The following is a 17,848-nucleotide window of genomic DNA, read 5'->3' on the forward strand; positions in this document are numbered from 1 at the left end:
CCTCGTTGCGTCCGATCGGGGCGCTTTAACTAGGGATATTGCCCCCCAACTCGTCTTCGATATGGACGCGGATGATCTCGTCGAAGCTCGTTTCGGCGGCAAAGCCAAGCTCCCTCGAGCGCCGCGCCTCGAAGCGCGTCGGCCAGCCCTTGACGATCGCCCAGATCGTCTCGTCGGGCTCCTCGCGGATCAGTTTCACCGCCTTGGCGCCGGCGACACGTTCCAGCGCTTCGATCTGTTCGCCGACGCTGACGGCGACGCCCGGCATCGCCAGGTTGCGGCGCGGGCCGACGGCACTGCCGTCGATCTGAGCCGCATGGATCAGGAAATTCACCGCCGAACGCGGGCTGGCGTGTGTGTGGACGACTGAGCGCGGCACCGGCAGGATCGCTTCATGGCCGCTCAGCGGCTCGCGGATGATACCGGAGAAGAACCCTGAGGCCGCCTTGTTCGGCTTTCCCGGCCTGACGCAGATGGTCGGCAGCCTGATGCCGATGCCGTCGAAGAAACCGCGGCGCGTATAGTCGGCAAGCAGCGCCTCGCCGATCAGCTTCTGCGTGCCGTAGGAGGTCAGCGGCGTCGGGTGGAACTCGTCCGGAATGATGTCGGGAAACGGTGCGCCGAACACGGCGATCGACGAGGTGAAGACGACGCGTGGCGTATAGGCGGCCAAGCGGATGGCATCGAACAGCGCCCTGGTGCCGTCGAGATTGACGCGATAGCCGAGATCGAAATTGGCCTCCGCCTCACCCGACACCACGCCGGCGAGATGGAAGATCACGTCGGGGCGCGGCGCGACCAGATTTGCGGTCGCTCCCGGTGCGGCAAGGTCGCCGGTGTGGAGGGTAATGCTGACACCTTCGAGCACCGGCGCTTGCGGCGGCACGATATCGTGAAGGTCGAGCGCGGCGATCTTGCGGCCGCCGACCGTCCCGTCCTTGGCCAACCTGGCGATGAGTTTGCGGCCGACCATGCCTGCCGCGCCGGTAATCAGAATGCGCATGTCACTTTCCCTTTTTGCGCTGGCTGCGGCTACGCAGCCAGAACACGACGAAGATTGCCACCATGAAGATCGCCGCGACGACACCGGCAAGCACCGTCGAGACCCTGCCGACCGCCAGCATCACTGTTGGAAGATAATAGGCTGCGATGCCGAACAGCAGCAAAACCCAAGCGGCGCCGATCGCCGCATTGCGGGTGTCGCGGTCCATCACGCGGCGCCAGGGTGGCGAGAGTTCATGTCGATCGTTGCCAATGCCCAGAACTCCCGAAGTCAGTGATAATGGCCGCGGTGCGGTGCCGCATCATGCGCGTGATCGTGCTCGTCATCATGCTCATGGCTGTCGGCACATCGGCCGAATTCCGGTTCGACCGTGGCATGGGCTATGCCATGTTCCGCCGCAAGCCGCTTCTTGATCGCGCTTACCGCCATATGCGCGTCGACGCCGTCATTGAGGCAGGCATGCAACGTCGCCATGTTGCTGGAGCCGTCGAGCGACCAGACATGCATGTGATGCACCTCGCGCACGCCCTTGATCGAGCCTTCGATGTCCCTGGCGATCAGGTCGCGGTCGAGGCTTGCCGGCACGCCTTCGAGCAGGACGTGGGCTGCCTCGCGCATCAGCGACCAGGCCGTGGACAGGATCAGCAGCGAGACCAGGATCGACAGGATCGGATCGATGGGCGTCCAGCCCGTCGCCAGGATCACCAGCGCCGCGACGATCGCCGCTGCCGAGCCGAGCAGGTCGCCGAGCACGTGCAGGATGGCGCCGCGCATATTCAGGCTGCCGTGGTCGCCGCCGTGCAGCACGTAGAACGAGCCGAGATTGACCAGCAGGCCGGCGATCGCGACGACCAGCATCGGCCCGCCGAGCACCGGAGCCGGCGCTTGCAAGCGGCCCCAAGCCTCGTAGACGATCCACAGCGCGATTGCGAAGATGGCGATGCCGTTGGTGTAGGCGACCAGCGTCTTGACCCGGCCGAAGCCGTAGGTGAGGCGCACGGTCGCCGGCCGGCTCGCAAGGTGAAAGGCATACCAGGCAAGGCCGAGCGCGACGCAATCGGCAAGCATATGGCCGGCATCCGCCAGCAGCGCCAGTGAACCGGTGAAGATGGCGCCCAGCGTCTCCGCGACCATGAAGCCGGCGGTCAGGCAGGCAGCGATCAGCACGCGCTTCTTGTCGGTCGAGCCGTGCACATGACCTGCGCCATGGCTGTGGTCGTGGCCCTGCGCAGCGTGGTCGTGGGTATGCGCCATCTATAGCCCCTGCTAGAGCCTGATCTATCCCGGCAGACTCGGGATGGAGGCTCTGTCTTCTCGTTTGACCATAATCCTATCCGAAAACCGGATACCACTTTTCGGGAGCATGGTCAGGCGCCGAACTCGGCGCGAAAATCCTCGAGCCGCCGCTTCTGCTGGCCATCGCTGTCGAAATTGGCCGGATCGAGCCACGCTTCATAGGCTCTGCGCAGATCAGGCCATTCCCTGTCGATGATCGAATACCACGCGGTATCGCGGTTTTCGCCCTTGACCACAAGATGCTGACGGAAAATGCCCTCGAACTTGAAGCCGAAACGTTCCGCCGCGCGCTTCGACGGCTCGTTGCGATTGTTGCATTTCCATTCGTAGCGGCGGTAGCCAAGCTCGTCGAAGACATACTTCATGAACAGGAACTGCGCTTCCGTCGCCGCCGGCTTTCGCGAGATCAACGGGCCCCAATAGATGTTGCCGATCTCGATGACGCCGTAGGCGGCGTCGATGCGCATCAGCGTCTGGCGCCCGGCGACCTTGCCGCTGGCCTTGTCGATGACTGTGAAGAACAGCGGGTCCTCGCTGGCTTCTGCCTTGTCCAGCCACGGCTGGAAGGCGGCACGGCTCTCCGGCGGGTAGTCTGGCAGCCAGGCGAAGCGGCCGCCGGCATCGGCCACCGACGAGGCCTCAAACAGGCCGTCACCGTGTTTTTCGGCGTTGAGCGGCTCCAGCCTGACAGTTCGCCCCTCCAGCACCTTGCGTTCGGGCCGCGGGCGCGGTTGCCAATTCTTGAGATTTTCCGACACCGAAAACTCCAATCCGTTTGACTTTTGCGGGCGGACGCTCACAAAAACGCACGCTCGCTGAAAGAACCACACGGACGGGAAAAATGCTCCACACGATTTCGGCCTTCGACCGCCTCGGCGAGGAAAATGCGTTCGCGGTGCTGGCGCGTGCCACGGCACTTGCCCACCAGGGCCGCGATATTGTCAATCTCGGCATCGGCCAGCCCGACTTCAAGACGCCGCAGCACATCGTCGAGGCCGCGATCAAGGCGCTGCGCGATGGCCATCACGGCTATACGCCGGCCAACGGCCTGCTGGCGACGCGCGAAGCGGTGGTACGCCGCACGCTGGCCACCACCGGCGTCGAAGTCTCGCCCGAAGCGGTGATGATCCTGCCCGGCGGCAAGCCGACCATGTTCGCGGCGATCCTGATGTTCGGCGAGCCGGGCGCCGAAATCCTCTATCCCGATCCCGGCTTTCCGATCTACCGCTCGATGATCGAGTTCACCGGTGCTGCCCCCATCCCGGTGCCGATGCGCGAGGAGAACGGCTTTGCCTTTTCGGCCGCGGAGACACTGGCGCTGATCACGCCGAAGACCAGGCTTCTGATCCTCAACTCGCCCGCCAACCCGACCGGCGGCGTCACGCCGCGCGCCGAGATTGAAAAGCTGGTCAAGGGGCTGCAAGCGCACCCGGACGTCGCCATCCTCTCCGACGAGATCTACGACGTGATGACCTATGACGGCGAGACGCATTGTTCGCTGCTCGCCTTCCCCGAAATCCGTGACCGGCTGATCGTGCTCAACGGCTGGTCGAAGACCTGGGCGATGACCGGCTGGCGCATGGGCTGGTCGATCTGGCCGAACGGCGACAAGGGCGCGCATCTCTACGACAAGGTGCGCAAGCTGGCGGTCAATTGCTGGTCCTGCGTCAACGCGCCGAGCCAGTATGCCGGCATTGCCGCCATCGACGGCCCGCAGGACGATGTCGACAAGATGATGCGCGCCTTCGACCGCCGCAGGAAGGTGGTGGTCGAAGGGTTGAATGCCTTGCCCGGCGTTTCCTGCATTACGCCGAAAGGCGCCTTCTATGCCTTCCCCAATGTTTCCAAGACCGGCTGGAAGGCCAAGAAGCTCGCCTCGGCGCTGCTCGAGGATGCCGGCGTGGCGCTGATCGGCGGCCCCGATTTCGGCATTCTCGGCGAAGGCTATGTCAGGCTGTCCTACGCCAATTCCGAGGAGAACATCCTGCGCGCGCTGGAGCGGATCGAGGCGTTCCTGGCGAAGTGAGGACGACGAAAGGAGAAGCCAGATGTTCTATGCCATTCTTGCCTATCACGAGGAAGAAGCGATTACGGCACTGACGCCTGAGCAGGATGCGGCGCTGATGACCGATCTTCTCCAGATCAACGATCGGCTCTACCGGCAAGGCACTCTTGGGCCGGCGGCCCGGCTCGGCGCGACACAAGACGCCTGCACCTTGCGCGGGCCAGGCACCGGAATGGTTATCGACGGCCCCTTTGCCGAGACCAAGGAACAATTGCTGGGGCTCTATGTCGTCGACTGCGCCAACCGTGACGCCGCCATCGACATTGCGCGCGACCTTCGCCGCGTCAATCCGACCGCCGTCTACGAAATCCGCCCGATTTCGCTCTATCTTCCCGGCGTGCCGCTTCCGGTCACCCGGCCCTGATTTAGGACCGGGTTGAGATTAATTTAGCCTCGCCCGACAAATGGCATCTTCGTCGCCATCACGGTCATGAACAGCACGTTGGCGTCGAGCGGCAGGCTGGCCATATGGAGGACGGCATCGGCGACGCGCTCGACATCCATCACTGCTTCGGCGGCAATGGTGCCGTTGGCTTGCGGCACGCCGACCGTCATCGCCTGCGCCATGTCGGTCAGCGCGTTGCCGATGTCGATCTGGCCGCAAGCAATGTCGAAGGGCCTGCCGTCCAGCGCCAGCGTCTTGGTCAGCCCGGTGATGGCGTGCTTGGTCGCCGTATAGGGCACCGAGCCCGGCCGTGGCGCATAGGCCGATACCGAGCCGTTGTTGATGATGCGGCCGCCCATCGGCTGCTGCCTGCGCATGGCGCCGAACGCGGCGCGAGCACACAGGAACGAGCCGGTGAGATTGACCCCGACGATGTCGTTCCACACTTCGACCGGGATGTCGTCGATCAATGTCGATTTGTAGCTCGTGCCGGCATTGTTGAAGAGCAGGTCGACGCGCCCGAAAGCCGCCGCCACCGTCTCGAACAGATCGTCGACCTGATCGGCCTTGCTGATGTCGCAGGCGAAGGCCAATGCCTTGGCCTGCGTCGGCCCGGCCGCGGCGATCGCATCCTCCAGCACCGGCTTGCGGCGACCGCAGAAGACCGTATTCCAGCCGGCCTTGAGCAGCGCCGTGGCGACGCTTTTGCCGATGCCCGTGCCGGCGCCGGTGACGATGGCGGTTTTATAGTCGGTCATGGCTGTACTCCCTGAAAGAGATGAGGCATCGCAAATGACGGGAACCATGGCAAGCCGGCCCAAAGCCTGTGCTCACAAAAAGGGCGGCCGTTGGCGACCGCCCCTGATCCGAACCCGGCATGGGAGGAGGAAAGCCGATCCGACTGACTGAAATCATGCGCTCACCGGATTAACGAGAAGCTAACGCCAACGGCGCCGAGCTCCGAGGCTTCCTCTTCGAGCTACCAGCGCGAGCCTGCGACCGGCTTGGCCGTGCTGCCCCCTGCCGGCACCTTCGCCGCCGTCACCGTCGCCTCGACATGGTCGACCAGCGCATCCGGCAGGCCGAGACGGCCGGCAAGCAGGTCGAGATAGCCGCGTTCGGCCCGCGTGTCCGGATCGATGGCAAGACGCGAGGCGGTGTAGAGTTCCAGCTTTTGCGCATCGGTCTTGGCCCCGGCGATCAGCACATCCAGATCGAGCGGCGCCTCCAGTTCCGACATCAGGAATTTCTCCGCTTCGGCGCCGACGCCGGCGAGGCTGAGCTTGCCGGCGATCTTCTGCCGCTCTTCGTCATCGACGTGACCGTCGGCCTTCGCCGCCGAGATCATCGCCCTGACCAGCGTCAGCGTGAATTCGTCTTCGCCCTGCGGCGCTTGCGACGGATGGAAGGCGGTATCGGCCGGCGGCGGCAGCAATTCCGGTTCGCCTGCAGCTTGCGTCTCGGCCGGCGCGTTGCCGTTCTTGTAGTTCTGGTAGGCCTTGTAGGCGAGGCCGCCGATCGCAGCCAACCCACCAAGCTTCACCGCCGCACCGGTGACCTGGCGGCCTGGGCCGGTTCCGAGCAGCACCGCGGCCAGCGCACCGGCTGCAAGCGGATTGTCCTTGGCCATCTGCACCGCCTGCCCGGCCTTGTCGCGGACGGTTGATCCGGTGCCGGGGACTTGCGAGCCGAGCAGATCGTCGAGGAGCTTCTTGGGATCGAACATCTATGCCTCCAGAATTGGCCCGGCCGAAGGTGCGCGGGCAGGGTTTGCACGTCGAAGACCTAGGTCCCGCAGTTTGACATTACAATGACGCGGCGCGTCCTTTTGCCCGCTGCCACGCATGACCTCGCACCGACATCTGCTTGGATTTCACGCGGAAATTATATGCTTGAGAGGAGCCTGGCATGACCGATGAGACAGACCGCCAGCCGGCACGCGATCCCCAGGAGCTGGAGCGCCTGCTGATTTCGCGGCAATGGGTCGGAGACATTGACGGCATGGCCGCGCTTTTCGAGCCACATGCAGTCATCGACAGCGGTGGCGGACACCTGACGTTCGGCCGCGAAGCCATCCGGGCGCTGTTCGCGGAGATCACCGCAACCGGCCGAAAATTTCAGTCCGGAGATCAGCGCCCGGCTGTCGTCGATGGCGACCTGGCGCTGACCTCGACCCGGCTTCCCGACGGCACCATCACCACCGAGGTCGCGCGCCGGCAGAGCGACGGGACATGGCTGTGGGTCATCGATCGCTTTGCTGTTGCTTAACGTAAAGTTGCTTAACGTGAAGCTAACTTCCGATGTGGCGGTCGCCGCGTGCTTGCGCCAGCTCGACCTGGTGCTGGCGCTCGGCGTAGCGGGCGCGATCTTCGTCCGAGCGGGCATCGAAGCAATGCGGGCATGAAACGCCGGTAGCATATCTCGGCGACAGCCGGTCTTCTGCAGCCAGCGGATGCCGGCAGGCGCGGCAGAGTTCGGCCTCCCCTTCGACCAGCCCGTGCGATACCGAAACGCGCTCGTCGAAGACGAAGCATTCGCCTTGCCAGAGGCTCTGTTCGGCGGGCACGTCCTCGAGATATTTCAGAATGCCGCCCTTGAGGTGGAACACATCCTCCAAACCGAGCGACTTCACATAGGCCGTCGCCTTCTCGCAGCGTATGCCGCCGGTGCAGAACATGGCGACCTTGCGCCCGTCTAGCTCGTGCCGATGCTGCTCGACCCAGGCCGGGAATTCGCGGAAGCTGTTGGTGGCGGGATCGACAGCGCCCTTGAAGGTGCCGAGCGACACCTCGTAGGCGTTGCGCGTGTCGATGACGATGGTGCCCGTATCCGAGATCAGTGCATTCCAGTCGGCCGGCGCGACATAGGTGCCTGCACCTGCCGCCGGATCGATATTCTCCACGCCCATGGTGACGATCTCGCGCTTCAACCGCACCTTCATGCGATGGAACGGCATCGTTGCGGCGCTGCTGTATTTGATCTCGAGGCCGGCGAGACCGTCGATGGATTCGAGATGATCGATGAGCGCCGCGATTGCCGGTTCACTGCCGGCGACCGTGCCGTTGATGCCCTCACGCGCCAACAGCAGCGTGCCTTTGATGCCGCGTGCGCAGCAGAAGGCGGCGAGCGGCGCGCGCAGCGCCTCGAAGGTGTCGAGCCGGGCGAAGCGGTAAAGCGCGGCAACGCGGAAGGCTTGGCTGGGAAGTGTCATCACCAAGCCACTAGACGCTCACGACAGCCGGATCAAGGCAGAGCCGGGAGCGGTCTGACCGCGGAAGGTTTCGAACACCACGCGTGACATCGCGACACGCCGCGTTTCGTGGACAGAAAAACCGCCTTCTGCTAACCGGTCGACTTGATCAACAGAGGAGAGACGACGAATGCCCAGCACGACCGAAAAGCTCCTGTCGCTCCTCAACGGCCAGCCGGTCATACCGGTGCTGAAGATCGCCAATCCCGCCGACGCGGTGCCGCTGGCCCGGGCGCTGGCCCGCGGCGGCCTGCCGGCGATCGAGATCACGCTGCGCACCGCCGACGCGCTGGAGGCGATCCGCCGGGTGGCGGGCGAGGTTGAAGACGCCGTCGTCGGCGCCGGCACCATCCTGGACGCCCGGCAGTTCGGCGAGGCGGCGGCCGCCGGCTCGAAGTTCATCGTCAGCCCCGGCATCACCCGCGAGCTTCTCGCGGCAGCCAAGGACAGCGACGTGCCGTTGCTGCCCGGCGCCATCACGCCGGGAGAGGTCATGGCCGCCCGCGAAGCCGGCCTGCGCTTTCTGAAATTCTTCCCGGCCGAACAGTCGGGCGGCATCGCTTCGCTCAAGGCTTTCGCCGCGCCGCTTGCCGACGTGAAATTCTGCCCGACCGGCGGTATCACCGGCAAGAATGCCGCCGACTACCTCAGCCTGCCCAACGTCATCTGCGTCGGCGGTTCCTGGGTGGCGCCGGACGATCTGGTCAAGGCCGGCAAATGGGACGAGATCGAAGCCTTGGCGCGCGCGGCAAGCAAGCTCGGGCGCTAGCATCTTCTGCATCAAAAGCCGCCGCCGATCTGGTTCGCCGGGCTGGTTCCCGCTCATGGGCTCGAACCACGATTCACGCCTTCAAAGGGCGCTGTCCTACCATTAGACGAAGCGGGAGAATGCCGACCAGTGGTTAGCATCCCTGGATGAAGGAAGCCAGTGCCGGCGGTGGAGGCCGCGCGAGGTGCCCAGCGCGGCCTACTCGGTCTTGAAGCGGGCAACCGACATGAACTTGACGGCTTTGCCGGTGAACCGGTTTGCATCGGCCATCTCGTTGCCCGGCTGGAAGCCTATCGTATAGACCTCGCTCGGTGCCGTACGGACGAAGTCGTAGGCGTAGCGCGGCGCCGTTGTCGCATCTGAAACAGTTGCGACATACTCACCGCTGTGCAGCGCCCACCGAGCGGCCTGCGGCGCGGCGGCGACCACCACCGGCTTGGGGCCGGGCTTCAGGTCGCGGGCGGTGGCCCTGGGTTCCTTGCGTGTGGTCTTCACGCCTGCACCGATGACGGCGGCCGGATCGGAGCCGGCCGGGCGGGCAACGATGGCCTCGCGCGGCGATGCCCCGTCGCTCGATGCCCCGTCGTCGCTCGCCGGTTCCTCGAACACCGATGCTTGCTCGGAAAGCGACGCGACCTTGTATTCGTCGGTCGCGCTGACCCTTTCCAGAACGGCCTTGACCTCGTCGGGCTGGGAACTGTCGGGCCGCGCCGACGGCAACACCGAGAATGCGTCGGTGGCGGTGTTGCTCCGCTCGGCCGCACTCGCCAGCGCCAGCAACACTTGCTTGTCCTGCGGCGCAAGACTAGCAGGCGAAAGATCGGCCGGCAGCGAATGATCGGGCCGCCAGCTCGGCACGGGAACGTTGTTTGCCGCGACCTGCACCGGGCCGGCCGCAGCAGACGGGTCTGCTATGCCGAACGGAACATTTGCCGGCGCCGCGCTTGCCGGCGCTTGCGCGGTCGCCACCGCCTGTTCAGTCGATCCAGCCGCATCCGCCACGCCGAACGGAACGTTCTCAGGCGGCTGGCCGCCGACGTCCGTCTTCGGGCGCGGAGCAAAATCCGGCAGCGGGATGCTGCGGGCAGGCAATGCCGCGATGATCGTCTCCGGCGTGTCGTTCTCCGGTTCAGGCGCAGGCGCCGGAGCATCGGCGACTTCCGGAATCTCGGCGCGCTTGGCATCCTGAGGCGCGACGATGGCAATGCCAGGCAGGTTGCTGCTCTTGGCGGACGGCGCCGGCTTCACGTTACGGGGCTTTGGCGCCGGCTCGGCCATCGCCACGTCGGCGCTGTCGTCCGCCTCGTCGTCGCCACCGCCGAACAAGGCTGCCAGGAACCCGCGGGATTTTTTGCCGCCGCCGCTTGCGCTGGCGAGTTCGATGGCCGGTGCGCCGGCGCCCTTGCGGGCCTTGTAGGAGGCGAGCGCCTGTTGATAACCAGGCAGCGGCTTGCCGTCGCTCGGCACATGCAGCGTCTTGCCGTTGGGGAACACGCGCGCCAGTTCCTGGCGGCTGATGCCGGGCCAGTGGCGTACATTGCCGACATCCATATGCACGAAGGGCGAGCCGGAGCTGGGATAGTAGCCGACGCCGCCGCCCTGCATCCTGAGGCCGACGTCGCGCAGCTTCTTCAGCGGCACGCCGGGAATATAGAAATCCATCGCCCTGCCGAGCATGTGCTGGCTTTTTTCGGCGACGCCCCTGCTGCGGCTGCGCAGCATCGAATTCGTGGCCGGCGAACGATAGCCGCAGACGACCTGTATGTAGTCGGTGGCGCCGCTCTCCCGATAGGCCTCCCAGACCAGGTCCAGCAGGCGCGGATCCATCTTGGTCGGCTCGTTGCGACGCCAGTCGCGCAGGATGATGTTGATCTTTCGCAAGCCCGCCTGGTCGTAGCGGCCGTTGCGCTTGTAGACGATCTCCGCCTTTTCATGCGTGTGGAGATGATAGAGCTTCAGCGAACGTGTCTCGGCGCTGGCGCCGGTTGCCGCCGCTGCAAGGAACCCGACGGCAACAATCACCGCTGCCAGCCATCTCGGCCAGACGCTCATGTGATAATGCCGCCCGTTTTCGTGTCGTTCGATTCTGTTCAAATCAAAAGGCCTTGCAGGCTGCCGTTTTGTCCCCGGATTTGACCAAACGGATGCGTGGTGTGTGCATCCGAATATCGATCCTAATGGTTAATCATCGCTTATTGAAGCCGAAATGCGGTAACACGGTGGCGATATCCCGCCAAAAATATTGCGCAGGATATCTTGGTAAACCGCTGGTTTAGATCATGTTTTGGCGCCAGCTCGAAACACGATCTGTTACCGTCCGCCTTAATACGTGAACACTGTGGCGAACACATCATTTCGAGGCGCAGTTGCGTGGAATGATGTCCGGATGAGAACCGGCTTGGCCCTGTGACTCAGGAAGCGAGCCGTTCGACGCGGCCGGTTTCCGGGTCGATGCCGTATTCCTTGAGCTTGCGGTAGAGCGTCGACCGGCCGATGCCGAGGCGGCGGGCGACTTCGCTCATCTGGCCGTTATAGTGATCGATGGCGAGCTTGATCATTTCGAGTTCGACGTCGGCCAGCGCACGCACATTGCCGCGCTCGTCGAGCGCCCGCAGCGTGCCGAAACGAGGCCTGGCCGGTGCATCGGCGTCGGCGGCTGCGATGCCGCCAGCGGCCGATATGTTGTCGCGCGGCTGGCTGCCCGAACCCACTCCGGAAGCTGGCCACCCTGGAGTTGGCCCCCCTGAAGCTGGGCACCCTGGAGCTGGCAAGGCGATACCCGAATCGAGATTGACCGTGCCCTCGACTTGCGCCCGGATCTGCGGGAATTCTTCTTCGGTCAGCATGTCGCCGTCGGCGAGCACCGAGGCCCGGAAGACGGCGTTTTCGAGCTGCCTTATGTTGCCCGGCCAGTCATAGGCCTGCAGCATGGCAAGCGCCGCAGCCGAGATGCCTCGCAGGCGGTGGCGCGGATCGGCGGGCGCCACCTTCTCCATGAAGTGCTCGACCAGATAGGGGATGTCGTCGCGACGGTCGCGCAATGGCGGCACGAAGATCGGATAGACGTTCAGCCGGTAGAACAGGTCCTCGCGGAACTTGCCGTCCTTGACCTGCTGCAGCAGGTTGCGATGGGTTGCCGAGATCAGCCTGATGTCGACCCTGACGGTCAAGCGGCCGCCAACCGGATCGACCTCGCCGTCCTGTACGGCGCGCAACAGCTTGACCTGCACGTCGAGCGGCAGGTCGCCGATTTCGTCAAGGAACAGCGTGCCGGTGTGCGCTTCGACGAACTTGCCGGTATGTTTTTCGGTGGCGCCGGTGAACGAGCCCTTCTCGTGCCCGAACAGGATCGATTCGACCAGATTGTCTGGGATGGCGCCGCAATTGACGGTGACGAAGGGTTTCGAGCGGCGGTCGCCGCTGCCCTGGACGGCGCGCGCCACCAGTTCCTTGCCGACGCCGGATTCACCTTCGATCAGGATCGGAATGTTGGACGCCGCCGCCTTGCGGCCGAGCCGGATCACCCGATCCATCGCCGGACTGTGGGTGATCATGTCCTTGAACGTCAGATGGCCGCCGCGCTGCCGTGACGAGCGCTTCACTTCGCCTTCGAGCGCTTCGACCTTGAGGGCGTTGCCGATCGACGCCTGCAGCCTGTCGGGAGAGGCCGGCTTGACGACGAAATCGAAGGCGCCGTGACGCATTGCCGAAACGACGGTTTCGATGCCGCCCTGCGCGGTCTGCACGATGACGGGAATGTGGATGCCGCGCTCGCGCATCGCCTTCAGCACGCCGATGCCATCGAGGCCCGGCATCATCAGGTCGAGGATGATCACCGACACGTCGCGCGCATTGGGTCCGTCGACGAGATCGAGACCGGCCTCGCCGCCATCGGCGACGATCGCGGTGTGGCCGAATTTCGTCACCGCCGCCTCGAGCAGCCTGCGCTGCACGGGATCGTCATCGACTATGAGTATGGAAGCTGCCATGACTGATCCGACCGTGCCCGCCCGAGAATGCGCCCTATGGATCATCTTGGCACAGGGTTCTAAATAAGCTTTCAAAAAACCCGGTGAATGAATTCCTTAGGATTTGACCGGCTTCTCGTTTCCTCGAATTTTTGTGTCTGGAAGGATCGGCAATGCGCATGGTTTTTGCTCGAAAGCTGGCGGCGGCGCCCGGTCAGGGCGTGGCGGAGCTTGGCGACCTGCCGGAATGGAATCTAGCCGATCTCTATTCGGGCATGGAGGCGCCCGAGTTGAAGCGCGACATCGCCAAGGCCGCCGCCGATGCCATCGCCTTCGAGAGCCGTTGGAAAGGCACGCTCGCCGCCGAGGCCGGGCGTGGCGGCGCCGGCAGGCTTGGCGAGGCGCTTCAGGTCTATGAAGTGCTGGAGGAGCTGATCGGCCGCATCGTCTCCTATGCCGGGCTTGTCTATGCCGGCAACACGTCGGATCCGCAGCGCGCCAAGCTCTATGGCGACATCCAGGAAAAGATGACCGATGCCAGCGCGCACCTGCTGTTTTTCGCGCTCGAGCTGAATCTCATCGACGATGGTGCGATCGAAACCGCACTCGCCGCCGATCCGGCCTTCGCCCATTACCGGCCCTGGGTGCTCGATCTGCGCAAGGATAAGCCCTATCAGCTCGAAGACCGCATAGAGCAGCTCTTCCATGAAAAATCGATCACCGGGCGCGGGGCCTGGAACCGCCTGTTCGACGAGACGATGACCGATTTGCGTTTCGACGTCGACGGCGAGGAGCTGACGCTTGAGCCGGCGCTCAATCGCCTGCAGGACGCCGACGGCGAGGTGCGCCGCCGGGCGTCCGAGGCGCTGGCCACGACCTTCCGCAAGAATCTGCGCGTCTTTACACTGGTCACCAACACGCTGGCCAAGGACAAGGAGATCTCCGACCGCTGGCGCGGCTTCGAGGACATTGCCGATTCCCGCCATCTCGCCAACCGCGTCGAACGCAGCGTGGTGGATGCGCTCGCCGCCGCGGTTCGCGACGCCTATCCACGCCTGTCGCATCGCTATTACGCGATGAAGGCGCGCTGGCTCGGCATGGAGGTGATGAACCACTGGGACCGCAATGCGCCATTGCCCGAGACCCCACAGGCGGTCATCGGCTGGGACGAGGCCAAGAACACCGTGCTTTCCGCCTACCAGCGCTTTTCGCCCGACATGGCGGAGATCGCCAGAACTTTCTTCGACCGCAACTGGATCGATGCACCGGTGAGACCCGGCAAGTCGCCTGGCGCCTTCGCCCATCCGACCGTGCCTTCGGCGCATCCCTATGTGCTGCTCAACTACATGGGCAAGCCGCGCGATGTGATGACGCTGGCGCACGAACTCGGCCACGGCGTGCACCAGGTGCTGGCCGGCGGCCAGGGCGCCCTGATGGCATCGACGCCGCTGACGCTGGCCGAAACCGCATCGGTGTTTGGCGAAATGCTGACCTTCCGCTCGCTGCTCGAGCAGACCACCGACAAGCGCGAACGCAAGGCCATGCTCGCCCAGAAGGTCGAGGACATGATCAACACGGTCGTGCGCCAGATCGCCTTCTACGAGTTCGAGCGTAAGGTGCATGCCGAGCGCAGGAGCGGCGAACTGACCTCCGACAAGCTCGGCCAGTTCTGGTTGGAAGTGCAGGCGGAAAGCCTCGGGCCGGCGATCAAGCTGCGCGAAGGGTACGAGGTTTTCTGGACCTATATCCCGCACTTCATCCACTCGCCTTTCTACGTCTATGCCTACGCATTCGGCGATTGCCTGGTGAACTCGCTCTACGCGGTCTACCAGAACGCCGAGCGCGGCTTTCAGGAGAAATATTTTGCCATGCTGCGCGCCGGCGGCACCAAGCATCATTCCGAGCTTCTAGCGCCGTTCGGCCTCGACGCGGCCGACCCTGCCTTCTGGCAGATCGGGCTTGGCGTGATCAGCGGACTGATCGACGAGCTGGAAACACTGGACAAGTGATGCGCAACACTGGGCGATGCGCAACACCGGATGACCGGGTTTTCCAGAACAGTTTAGCAGCAACGCATATTGGCGATGGTCTATTCTTGTCTTGGTTATTTGGTCTTAAATAACTTTCCATGGAAGTTTTCCGTTAGATTCCCGTAAGCTGTATGATAGCGTCCGCCCTCAAGCTCAGCCGGGCACGAATGGATCCGGTCGGAAAATCCCGACCGGCCATGGCGTGTCGGCGGATGCGACAACGGTTGTTGGCCAGGGGCAAACCGGTCGCCGACAGCTCGATCGAAGCCGGCTGTTCTGCAAATTGCGGAACCACCATCGAATGGTCCTTCGCCGAGGTCATGGCTCTACAGGCCAGGGCGGACGGATCGGACTGGAGAGAGAAAGACAATGGGCACTTTTTTCTACATGCTCCTGGCGTTCCTGGTAGGTGTGTTGGTTGGCTGGTTCATTTGGGGACGCCTGCGTGGCGAACTCGACAGTTTGCGCGGCGATCTAGACCGCACGCGCAGCGAACGCGACAGATTGCGGGCCGATAGCGACCGTCTGACCGGTGAGTTGGATGCATGCGGCCGCGCCCGCGCCGATCTCGAACGCCGGCTGGGCGAGGCGAAAACCACCCAGGCGCCAACCGCGAAGGCGGCAACAGCTAAGGCGCCAGCCGCCAAGGCCGGTGCGACCAAGGCGGCGATGCAGGCGCCGTCAACCCTGATGTCGACATCCGCACCGGCCAAACCGGCGCCGAAGAAATCTGCAACGGCGAAGGCCGCGACCGCGCCACGCGCAAGTGCCGCGAAAACGGCAACGCCGAAACCGCCTGCATCGAAAGCGAGCGCCGCGCCGACGACCGCGCCGGCGGCAACCAAGGCTGCGCCGGCGGCAAAGAAAGCCGCGACCGGCAAGGCAACAGCCACTGCCTCAGGCAAAGCCAACGATCTGCGTCGCCTGATCGGCATCGGCCCGACTAACGAGCGGCTGCTCAAGGGGCTTGGGGTCACGACCTATGCCCAGATCGCCGCCTGGACACCCGACGATGTCAAGCGGATCGAGGCGACGTTGAATTTCGACGGCCGCATCGAACGTGAACGCTGGATCGAGCAGGCGAAACTGCTTGCCGCCGGCGACGAAAAGGAATTTGCGCGCCGCTTCCCGACCGCGGGAGAAGCCAGCAACACCTGATCCATCGCAAGGCGGCATCGGGAACAAGGCGGCGCTCTCGGGCGCCGCTTTTGTTTTTGCCCGCCGCGCCTTTGCGTCTTGAGACGCCGTTCCCTCGATTGCGCACGGTCGAGCCCCCATATAGATCGATCGCTGGTGACCGCAGCATCCGAGCCTTATGTCCCTGCCCCTGCCCTTTGCAATTTTCAGGAACGACGAGACCGCGCGGCAGCTCGTTTTCGACCGGCCGGCCGAGTTAATCGCAGCGCATGGCGAGGCGGATTTTTTGCCGGCGCTGGAAGCCGCGCAGGCTGCACATGACGGCGGCAAATGGCTGGCCGGTTATTTCTCCTACGAGGCCGGTTACCTGCTCGAACCCAAGCTCGTTCCGCTGCTGCCGGCCGGCCGCCGCGCCCCGCTTTTTTGCCTCGGCGTGTTCGATGCGCCGGTCGAGCAGACGGTCGCGCCAGGCGATCCGCCGGCCAGCAACGGCCCAATCTTCGACGCCAAGGCAGCCTGGTCTTCGGACGACTACGCCAAACGCTTTGCCAGGCTGCATGACCACATCCGCAAGGGCGACTGCTACCAGGGCAATCTGACCTTTCCGGTCCATGCGCAGTGGTCGGGCGACCCGCTGGTCGCCTTCAACGCGCTGACCGAACGCCAGCCGGTGAAGTATGGGGCGCTGGTCGCGCTCGGCGATCCGATCGTCTTGTCGCGTTCGCCCGAACTGTTCTTCGAGGTGGACGCGGAAGGCATGATCGAGACGCATCCGATGAAGGGCACCGCGCCGCGCGGCGCAACAAAAGCCGAGGACGATCGCCTGAAAGCGTTCTTGCGCAACGACGAGAAGAACCAGGCCGAGAACCGGATGATCGTCGATCTCCTGCGCAACGACATCTCACTGATCAGCGACGTTGGCACGCTCGATGTGCCGGAGCTTTTCCGCATCGAGAGCTACCCGACGGTCCACCAGATGGTGAGCCGCGTGCGGGCGAAACTCTTGCCCGGCCTCGCCATCCATCAGATTTTCGCCGCGCTGTTCCCCTGCGGCTCGATTACCGGCGCACCGAAGATCCGCGCCATGGAGATCCTGCGCGAGCTGGAAAGTGGCCCGCGCGATGTCTATTGCGGCGCCATAGGCTGGATCGCGCCCGGCGGCCGGATGCGCTTTTCGGTGGCGATCCGCACCATCTCGCTCTTTGCCAATGGCGAGGCGGTCTACAATGTCGGCGGTGGCGTCGTCTTCGATTCGACAGCCGAAGAGGAGTACCAGGAGTGTCTGCTGAAAGCCCGTTTCGCGACGGGAACACTGCCGATTTCGAACTGATCGAAACAATGCGCTGGGAACCCGGCTCGGGTTTCCTCCGTTTCGACCGCCATCTCGCGCGGCTTTACGGCTCGGCAAGCGAACTCGGTTTCGCCTGCGATCCGACAAGGGTCGGCGAAGCGCTGATGAATGCGGTCGGCCACCAACAGATCGCGTTGCGCACCCGCCTCGTACTGTCGCGCAAGGGCGAAATGGCGGTGTCGGTGCAGCCCTACGAGCCGCTCGCCGCAGACAAGGTCTGGACCCTGCAGCTGGCGCGCGTGCGGCTTGATTCGAGCGATATGCTGCTGCGCCACAAGACCAGCCGCCGACAAACCTATACGCGCGCGCGCGCCGAATATCTCGCCGGGCGCGCCGACGAGGTGCTGCTCGCCAATGAGCGCGGCGAAATCTGCGAGGGCACGATCACCAATGTCTTTGCCGATTTCGGCGACGGCGTGCTGGCCACGCCGCGGCTCGATTGCGGCCTGCTGCCTGGCGTCCTGCGCGGCGAACTGCTGGATCAAGGCCGCGCCGGTGAAGCGGTCTACACGTGGAACGAACTGAAATCGGCCAAGGCGCTGTTCGTCGGCAACTCGCTGCGCGGATTGATCCCGGCGCGGCTGGGCTGAAGCA

General features: G+C 64.3%; 17 protein-coding genes and 1 tRNA gene. 8 read left to right on the top strand and 10 right to left on the bottom strand.

The window, feature by feature from the left end; all coding sequences use genetic code 11:
* Nucleotides 1–25 precede the first annotated feature (25 nt).
* The 4 genes from denD to NKH41_RS02755 all read right to left on the bottom strand — a co-directional run bounded on the left by denD (nucleotide 26) and on the right by NKH41_RS02755 (nucleotide 3,057).
* Nucleotides 26–1,003, bottom strand: a complete 978-nt coding sequence (gene denD / locus NKH41_RS02740) for a D-erythronate dehydrogenase (protein ID WP_352932041.1) — start codon at nucleotides 1,001–1,003, stop codon at nucleotides 26–28.
* A 1-nt stretch (nucleotide 1,004) separates the two neighbouring features.
* The gene (locus NKH41_RS02745) at nucleotides 1,005–1,211 is read right to left on the bottom strand and encodes a hypothetical protein (protein WP_352539338.1); all 207 of its coding nucleotides are present in this window, start codon (nucleotides 1,209–1,211) and stop codon (nucleotides 1,005–1,007) included.
* A 62-nt stretch (nucleotides 1,212–1,273) separates the two neighbouring features.
* On the bottom strand, nucleotides 1,274–2,257 hold the full coding sequence (locus NKH41_RS02750) for a cation diffusion facilitator family transporter (protein ID WP_352767151.1): 984 nt from the start codon (nucleotides 2,255–2,257) through the stop codon (nucleotides 1,274–1,276).
* Nucleotides 2,258–2,370: 113 nt separating this feature from the next.
* Nucleotides 2,371–3,057 (bottom strand): GNAT family N-acetyltransferase, encoded by a 687-nt coding sequence (locus tag NKH41_RS02755; protein WP_352539340.1) that lies wholly within the window; start codon nucleotides 3,055–3,057, stop codon nucleotides 2,371–2,373.
* Between the two features lie 83 nt (nucleotides 3,058–3,140).
* On the opposite strand from NKH41_RS02755, the gene NKH41_RS02760 reads away from it, so the two are divergent.
* Both NKH41_RS02760 and NKH41_RS02765 read left to right on the top strand, forming a co-directional pair.
* Entirely contained in the window at nucleotides 3,141–4,325 is a 1,185-nt protein-coding gene (locus NKH41_RS02760; protein WP_352767149.1) for a pyridoxal phosphate-dependent aminotransferase, read from the top strand.
* A gap of 22 nt (nucleotides 4,326–4,347) precedes the next feature.
* The gene (locus NKH41_RS02765; protein ID WP_254816974.1) at nucleotides 4,348–4,728 is read left to right on the top strand and encodes a YciI family protein; all 381 of its coding nucleotides are present in this window, start codon (nucleotides 4,348–4,350) and stop codon (nucleotides 4,726–4,728) included.
* A gap of 23 nt (nucleotides 4,729–4,751) precedes the next feature.
* Here the strand turns inward: NKH41_RS02765 and NKH41_RS02770 are convergent, their stop codons facing one another.
* Together NKH41_RS02770 and NKH41_RS02775 are read right to left on the bottom strand one after the other, a co-directional pair.
* Nucleotides 4,752–5,507, bottom strand: coding sequence for an SDR family oxidoreductase (locus NKH41_RS02770; protein ID WP_352478254.1), 756 nt, complete (start codon nucleotides 5,505–5,507; stop codon nucleotides 4,752–4,754).
* A 221-nt stretch (nucleotides 5,508–5,728) separates the two neighbouring features.
* Nucleotides 5,729–6,475 carry a tellurite resistance TerB family protein gene (locus NKH41_RS02775; RefSeq protein WP_352767148.1) on the bottom strand — a complete coding sequence of 249 codons (747 nt, stop codon included), beginning with the start codon at nucleotides 6,473–6,475 and terminating at the stop codon, nucleotides 5,729–5,731.
* A 182-nt stretch (nucleotides 6,476–6,657) separates the two neighbouring features.
* Here NKH41_RS02775 and NKH41_RS02780 point away from each other — a divergent pair, with 182 nt between their 5' ends.
* Nucleotides 6,658–7,017 carry a YybH family protein gene (locus NKH41_RS02780; protein ID WP_352767146.1) on the top strand — a complete coding sequence of 120 codons (360 nt, stop codon included), beginning with the start codon at nucleotides 6,658–6,660 and terminating at the stop codon, nucleotides 7,015–7,017.
* 22 nt (nucleotides 7,018–7,039) lie between these two features.
* Here NKH41_RS02780 and trhO read toward each other — a convergent pair whose 3' ends face one another.
* Entirely contained in the window at nucleotides 7,040–7,960 is a 921-nt protein-coding gene (trhO, locus tag NKH41_RS02785) for an oxygen-dependent tRNA uridine(34) hydroxylase TrhO (protein WP_502895624.1), read from the bottom strand.
* 169 nt (nucleotides 7,961–8,129) lie between these two features.
* Between trhO and NKH41_RS02790 the strand changes: the two genes are divergently transcribed.
* A complete protein-coding gene (locus tag NKH41_RS02790) occupies nucleotides 8,130–8,768 on the top strand; it encodes a 2-dehydro-3-deoxy-phosphogluconate aldolase (protein ID WP_352767143.1) in 639 nt (212 codons plus the stop codon).
* Between the two features lie 43 nt (nucleotides 8,769–8,811).
* Here NKH41_RS02790 and NKH41_RS02795 read toward each other — a convergent pair.
* From NKH41_RS02795 to NKH41_RS02805, 3 genes are all read right to left on the bottom strand, one after another.
* Nucleotides 8,812–8,885 (bottom strand) — tRNA-Gln (locus NKH41_RS02795).
* 81 nt (nucleotides 8,886–8,966) lie between these two features.
* Complete coding sequence (gene mepK, locus NKH41_RS02800; RefSeq protein ID WP_352767141.1) at nucleotides 8,967–10,820, bottom strand: peptidoglycan L,D-endopeptidase MepK; 1,854 nt, start codon at nucleotides 10,818–10,820, stop codon at nucleotides 8,967–8,969.
* A gap of 359 nt (nucleotides 10,821–11,179) precedes the next feature.
* Entirely contained in the window at nucleotides 11,180–12,757 is a 1,578-nt protein-coding gene (locus tag NKH41_RS02805; RefSeq protein ID WP_352767139.1) for a sigma-54-dependent transcriptional regulator, read from the bottom strand.
* Between the two features lie 152 nt (nucleotides 12,758–12,909).
* Here NKH41_RS02805 and NKH41_RS02810 point away from each other — a divergent pair, with 152 nt between their 5' ends.
* From NKH41_RS02810 to NKH41_RS02825, 4 genes are all read left to right on the top strand, one after another.
* Nucleotides 12,910–14,745 (top strand): M3 family oligoendopeptidase, encoded by a 1,836-nt coding sequence (locus NKH41_RS02810; protein WP_352682529.1) that lies wholly within the window; start codon nucleotides 12,910–12,912, stop codon nucleotides 14,743–14,745.
* Between the two features lie 390 nt (nucleotides 14,746–15,135).
* Complete coding sequence (locus NKH41_RS02815; protein ID WP_352767138.1) at nucleotides 15,136–15,924, top strand: helix-hairpin-helix domain-containing protein; 789 nt, start codon at nucleotides 15,136–15,138, stop codon at nucleotides 15,922–15,924.
* A gap of 157 nt (nucleotides 15,925–16,081) precedes the next feature.
* Nucleotides 16,082–17,233: an aminodeoxychorismate synthase component I gene (locus NKH41_RS02820; RefSeq protein WP_352767136.1), complete on the top strand. Its 1,152-nt coding sequence runs from the start codon at nucleotides 16,082–16,084 to the stop codon at nucleotides 17,231–17,233.
* A complete protein-coding gene (locus NKH41_RS02825; protein WP_352469537.1) occupies nucleotides 17,182–17,844 on the top strand; it encodes an aminotransferase class IV family protein in 663 nt (220 codons plus the stop codon). The genes NKH41_RS02820 and NKH41_RS02825 overlap by 52 nt, the downstream gene beginning before the upstream one ends.
* The last annotated feature ends 4 nt before the right edge of the window (nucleotides 17,845–17,848 follow it).

This window comes from Mesorhizobium sp. M1169 (genome assembly GCF_040318345.1).
Taxonomy (GTDB): Bacteria; Pseudomonadota; Alphaproteobacteria; order Rhizobiales; family Rhizobiaceae; genus Mesorhizobium.

What these genes read in the sequence shown, in the direction of transcription:
- denD (WP_352932041.1), bottom strand. Translation starts at nt 1,003, where the DNA reads ATGCGCATTCTGATTACCGGCGCGGCAGGCATGGTCGGCCGCAAACTC.
- NKH41_RS02745 (WP_352539338.1), bottom strand. Translation starts at nt 1,211, where the DNA reads ATGGACCGCGACACCCGCAATGCGGCGATCGGCGCCGCTTGGGTTTTG.
- NKH41_RS02750 (WP_352767151.1), bottom strand. Translation starts at nt 2,257, where the DNA reads ATGGCGCATACCCACGACCACGCTGCGCAGGGCCACGACCACAGCCAT.
- NKH41_RS02760 (WP_352767149.1), top strand. Translation starts at nt 3,141, where the DNA reads ATGCTCCACACGATTTCGGCCTTCGACCGCCTCGGCGAGGAAAATGCG.
- NKH41_RS02765 (WP_254816974.1), top strand. Translation starts at nt 4,348, where the DNA reads ATGTTCTATGCCATTCTTGCCTATCACGAGGAAGAAGCGATTACGGCA.
- NKH41_RS02770 (WP_352478254.1), bottom strand. Translation starts at nt 5,507, where the DNA reads ATGACCGACTATAAAACCGCCATCGTCACCGGCGCCGGCACGGGCATC.
- NKH41_RS02775 (WP_352767148.1), bottom strand. Translation starts at nt 6,475, where the DNA reads ATGTTCGATCCCAAGAAGCTCCTCGACGATCTGCTCGGCTCGCAAGTC.
- NKH41_RS02780 (WP_352767146.1), top strand. Translation starts at nt 6,658, where the DNA reads ATGACCGATGAGACAGACCGCCAGCCGGCACGCGATCCCCAGGAGCTG.
- trhO (WP_502895624.1), bottom strand. Translation starts at nt 7,960, where the DNA reads ATGACACTTCCCAGCCAAGCCTTCCGCGTTGCCGCGCTTTACCGCTTC.
- NKH41_RS02790 (WP_352767143.1), top strand. Translation starts at nt 8,130, where the DNA reads ATGCCCAGCACGACCGAAAAGCTCCTGTCGCTCCTCAACGGCCAGCCG.
- mepK (WP_352767141.1), bottom strand. Translation starts at nt 10,820, where the DNA reads ATGAGCGTCTGGCCGAGATGGCTGGCAGCGGTGATTGTTGCCGTCGGG.
- NKH41_RS02805 (WP_352767139.1), bottom strand. Translation starts at nt 12,757, where the DNA reads ATGGCAGCTTCCATACTCATAGTCGATGACGATCCCGTGCAGCGCAGG.
- NKH41_RS02810 (WP_352682529.1), top strand. Translation starts at nt 12,910, where the DNA reads ATGCGCATGGTTTTTGCTCGAAAGCTGGCGGCGGCGCCCGGTCAGGGC.
- NKH41_RS02815 (WP_352767138.1), top strand. Translation starts at nt 15,136, where the DNA reads ATGGGCACTTTTTTCTACATGCTCCTGGCGTTCCTGGTAGGTGTGTTG.
- NKH41_RS02820 (WP_352767136.1), top strand. Translation starts at nt 16,082, where the DNA reads ATGTCCCTGCCCCTGCCCTTTGCAATTTTCAGGAACGACGAGACCGCG.